The organism is Brachyspira sp. G79 (assembly GCF_002379365.1).
Lineage (GTDB): Bacteria > Spirochaetota > Brachyspiria > Brachyspirales > Brachyspiraceae > Brachyspira.
Genome location: NZ_JQIU01000005.1, coordinates 1 through 3,222, shown reverse-complemented (window position 1 = coordinate 3,222; position 3,222 = coordinate 1). Strand labels below are relative to the sequence as shown.

Below are 3,222 nucleotides of genomic sequence, written 5' to 3'. Positions count from 1 at the left end.
TATATGCTATGGAAAATGTTATAAAAACTATTTATGAAGATTCTATAAACTCTGATGCCAATGTCATAAGTATTTATGCTCATAATAATATGTATAGGGATATAGCTATTACTTTTTTTACCAATAATGTATGGAAACAAAATGATAATTCAACTAATATATATTTTGTATTTGATAGAGTTGTAGGTTTATCAAAAAATAATGATGTAATATCTAATTATATGCTATATTTTAATAATAATTCTAAACTGTTATATAGTAATAGTGCTTTATTAGTATATAAATATAATAGTGATAAACCTTTTGATGGAATATAATTTAGGATATAATAATGCAATTAAGAAATTTTTTATTTTTGCTAATAATTTTATCATTAGTTTTTTGTGTTTCAATTTCATTTTATGCTATAGATAAAAGATTTATAGGTAAGGATCAGGAATCTCATTTTTATGATATGAAAAAATATTATGGAAATAAAGAGTTTCCAACAATGGGGGCTAGATTTGTAAGTACAGATGCTGAAACCAGTCCAAAAGTTCCCGGAGGATTTTACTATATACTATATATTTTATTCTATAGTATTGGCGGTGAAAATTTATTTAATGCCAAAATTATTAATCTAATTTTTAATTTGATAATATTATTTATATTTATGTTTTGGATTTATAAAAGGTTTGGACTTTTTATAGCTTCTCTTATGAGTCCTATTATAATGATTAATGGATATTTAATAATGGCTATGACTGATTTTTGGAATCCTAATGTTACTTTAATGTTTAGCTTGCCATTATTTATTTTTTTATACGAATATTTAAATAAAAATAATAATGAAAGAATCATAAAAATATCCGCTGTTATGATATTTCCAGTACTTGCATTAATGGCTCAGGGGCATATGGTTGTTTTTTTCTCTATGGTACCTACATTAATACTATATTTAATAATTAGATTTAAAAGAACTAAAAAATATATATTATTTTGGGCTTTAGGAGTTTTCATATCTTTTCTATTGTACTTACCATACCTTTTACATGAAATAAAAACAGGTTTTTTAAATGTTCAATATGCTATGAATATGAGGGGAGAACTTTCATCTATACCTTTTCCTCAAGTTTATGCTTTAATATTATTTCCTACAAATGAATTATCTGCTTTATTTGGTACTAGAACGGGTTCTATTATTTATTATTGGTTTACTAAACCTGTATATTTTTATGGGTTAATTTTTTTAGCTGTAAGCATTATTTTTTCAGCTTTTGCTTTTATACGATCTTTTGTTTTTTTATTAAAAAGAAAAAATATTTCCAATTACAAAGAAGAAATATTAAAAGAATTAATTTTTATATTGTTTTTATTTATTCCAGTTACAATTATTAGTTTTATAGTATTTAGATCAAAATCTGGAACATTTCATTATTTATATTCTGCTTATTCTATTTCATTTACACCTATTTTATTATTTTTTGTACAAAATGAAAATAGATTAAAAAATAGCAGAAAATATTTTAATATAACAGCTATTTTATTGGTATTAAATTTATTTGCTATGTCTGGAGAATTGATTAGATATTGGAAATTATTTGAAGAACCTAGAAATTATAAAAGTTTTGCTGCTTTGCTTGATATTATTGAAAATGATTCAAATGGTGAAAATATAAAAATTTATGATTCTTTTTCAGGCATACTTGAAGGACAGCATAAAGATATTTTTGATACTTATTTTCCTAATAATAGACTTAAATATTCAGACAATGCAAAAGTAACATATATAATTAAAGATAATATTGTTGAGAAAAATTGGGATTCAAATAGAAATGCAAATGATATGAAATATATTATTGATAATAATGCTGATATCGTTACTAGTACAAAAGGTTTTACTATATACAAATTTTATAATAAATAAAAAAGGATATTACTAAATGGAAAAGAAAAGTAAAATTATTTTATTATCATTAATTATATTATCTATTATTATAAGTGTAATATCAAATTTTTATTTTCAGAGAAATTCTTTTTTATCTAATGATAATGAACAGCATTTTTATGAGATGAAAACAGCTCATGATAATAAACAAATTCCGCATACTGGAGCAAGACTAGTTACAAGCGGGCTTTTAGTTGATGATATAGCTAGAGTTCCCGGAGCAGGATTTTATTCTAAATTTTTATTATTATTTAATTTGGGCGGGGAAAATTATTATACAGCTAGAATTATTGATGTTAGTTTATATTTATTAGTTTTATTTATATTTTTAATATGGATTTATATTAGATTTGGAATAGTGTCTGCTGCTATTATGACTTCTTTTATGGCAGTTAACTGTATTATATTTGAAGTTACTACTTCTTTTACTAATCCTAATCCTGTTGTAATGTTTTCATTTTTGTTTTGCATGTTTTTTGTAGAGTATTTAAGAGATGAAAAATATTCAAAAGTTTTTGCGGCACTTTTATTTCCTGTTTTAGCTATTATGGGACAATTTCATTTTGCTGTATATTATGGTATAGTTCCTACACTTTTAGTTTATTTAATAATTAAAAGGGATTATTCTAAGAAATATTTTAAATATTTAGCTTTAGGTGTATTCATATCATTTTTATTGTATTTACCGTATTTAATAGCGGAGATTCAAAATGGATTTAATAACTCTTTGAAGATGATTAATTTATCAAAAGGTTATACTGTACCATTTTATAAACGCTTCCCTCAAATATATGCACAAATAATATTTCCTACTTTTACATTAAATAAATTTGATGTGAAAACCGCATTAACTTATTGGGGTATATTTAGTCCCATAGTAATAATTACAATAATAATTTCTCATGTTATAGTAATTGCTTCTTTTGTATATTCTATTATGTTTTTATGCAAGAAGGATTTATTTAAAGGTCAAAGATTTAAAAATGATGCTTTATTAAAAGAGGTGTTATTCTTTTATTTTTTGTATATACCTGTGGCTATACTTTGTCCTATGATTTTAAATGGTAAAGGAGGCGGATATGTTTATCATTTTTCTATGTTTGCATTATCTTTCTTTACTATTTTGTTATTTACAAATTATTTATATTATGAAAAGACTAAATTATTTAACTTGTTAATAATATTTATGTTTATTCATATTTTTGCAGTTCCTTGGCATTATTATAAACAAAATGACTATTTTCTTTAATAGGAAAAAAACAAAGGCTTACTTATGATATTGTAAAAAATATGGC

General features: G+C 23.0%; 2 protein-coding genes and 1 pseudogene. All 3 read left to right on the top strand.

The annotated features are described in order from the left end of the window. Positions 1–317 (top strand): annotated as a pseudogene (locus KQ44_RS14350) (hypothetical protein); the annotation flags it as partial. A 14-nt stretch (positions 318–331) separates the two neighbouring features. Beyond that, positions 332–1,906: a hypothetical protein gene (locus KQ44_RS00055; RefSeq protein WP_096735711.1), complete on the top strand. Its 1,575-nt coding sequence runs from the start codon at positions 332–334 to the stop codon at positions 1,904–1,906. A gap of 16 nt (positions 1,907–1,922) precedes the next feature. Continuing rightward, positions 1,923–3,176, top strand: a complete 1,254-nt coding sequence (locus KQ44_RS00050; protein WP_096735710.1) for a glycosyltransferase family 39 protein — start codon at positions 1,923–1,925, stop codon at positions 3,174–3,176. The last annotated feature ends 46 nt before the right edge of the window (positions 3,177–3,222 follow it).

Coding starts and splice junctions, on each gene's coding strand:
- KQ44_RS00055 (WP_096735711.1), top strand. CDS start 332: ATGCAATTAAGAAATTTTTTATTTTTGCTAATAATTTTATCATTAGTT.
- KQ44_RS00050 (WP_096735710.1), top strand. CDS start 1,923: ATGGAAAAGAAAAGTAAAATTATTTTATTATCATTAATTATATTATCT.